General features: G+C 57.3%; 1 protein-coding gene. It reads right to left on the bottom strand.

The annotated features are described in order from the left end of the window. Nucleotides 1-33 precede the first annotated feature (33 nt). A protein-coding gene (locus H0X95_RS35630) for an IS3-like element ISBcen10 family transposase (RefSeq protein WP_196446434.1) occupies nucleotides 34-1,397 on the bottom strand; the annotation gives its coding sequence in 2 pieces (ribosomal slippage) (nucleotides 34-935 and nucleotides 935-1,397; 1,365 coding nt in all). Nucleotides 1,398-1,432 lie beyond the last annotated feature (35 nt).

Below are 1,432 nucleotides of genomic sequence, written 5' to 3'. Positions count from 1 at the left end.
TGAACTGACCCCACGAAGTTGGACGGTTAAAATCTAAGCGGCCAAGGGCTGAGTCCTGTATTGCACGGGACTCAGCCCATTTAATTTCAGCTTGATGCGTTCGTGGTTGTAGTAGTGAATGTAGCGGCTCAACGCATCTCGCAACTGCTCCACGCTGGCAAAGCGCGTCAGCCGATAGCACTCGGATTTCAGCGTGCCGAAGAAGCTCTCCATGGCTGCGTTATCAAGGCAGTTGCCTCTGCGCGACATGCTCTGGGTGAGCGCATGCTGCTTCAACAGCCGACGGTAGGCGGGCATCTGATACTGCCAGCCTTGATCCGAATGCAGTAACGGTTGCTCCTCGTCATCAAGCTTGACCAACGCCTTTTTCAACATGTTGCTGACCAACTCGAAGCTCGGGCGCTCGTCCATTTGGTAAGCGACGATCTCCCCGTTGTACAAGTCCATCACCGGCGATAGATAGAGCTTTTGGCCCTCCACATTGAATTCGGTCACGTCGGTCACCCACTTCTGATTCGGGCGTTCAGCATCAAACTGACGCCGCAGTAGATTCGGGGCAACGCGGCCGACTTCGCCGCGCCAGGAACGATATCTCTTCGGGCGCACCAGAGATTTCAACTGCAGCTGTCCCATCAACCGTTGCACGGTCTTGTGGTTGATCGCATCTCCGGTCTGCCGGATCGCCGCCGTGATTCGCCGATAGCCGTAACGGCCCTTGTGGTGGTCGTATACAGTCTGGATCTTCGCTTTGAGATCCGCATACCGATCGCCGGCAGCCAATGCCTTGAGCTGGTAATAGAACGTGCTGCGCGCCAGGCCTGCCGCCTTCAGGAGCGCAGCTACCGGATGACACTGCCTGAGCTCACGCACTATTTGCGCTTTTTCCTGGGCGCTGCCTGCTTCTTGGATTGCAGCAGCGCATCGAGCTTTTTTAGGTATGCCACCTCCGCGCGCAAATACACGATTTCCTTGAGCAGTTCCTCGCGGCTCGGCTCTTTCTGCACGGTATCGTCGGGGGATTTCGGTGGTGGTGAGGTGGTCATTTTCGGGGGGCGCCCTCGGCGACGAGGCGCCAACGCATCTATACCGCCCTCATGATACAGACGCTCCCAGATCGGGATGCTTCGTTCATTGCGGATGCCGAATAGCGCTGCCACCTGCGCATACGACAGCTCATCGCGCCGCATCCGCTGAAGGACTGACAACTTGAATCGCGCGTCGTAGTGGCTGTGCTTCTTGCGCAGCCCCTGTTCACCATGCTCGCGATAGCTCGCCACCCAACGTCGCACCATCGTCCTGCCCACTCCGTAACGGTGAGCAAGTGTCTTGGTGCCGGCCTCTCCAGCCAGGTACGCCTGAACCACTCGACGCCGAAAACGTTCGTCGTACTTCGTCATGAAAAACACCCCAAAGGTTGGATCTAGTCCAACTT

It is taken from the genome of Burkholderia sp. 9779_493 (genome assembly GCF_015712215.1).
In the GTDB taxonomy this organism is placed as follows: Bacteria; Pseudomonadota; Gammaproteobacteria; order Burkholderiales; family Burkholderiaceae; genus Burkholderia; species Burkholderia cenocepacia.
This window is presented reverse-complemented; position numbering and strand designations above follow the sequence as displayed.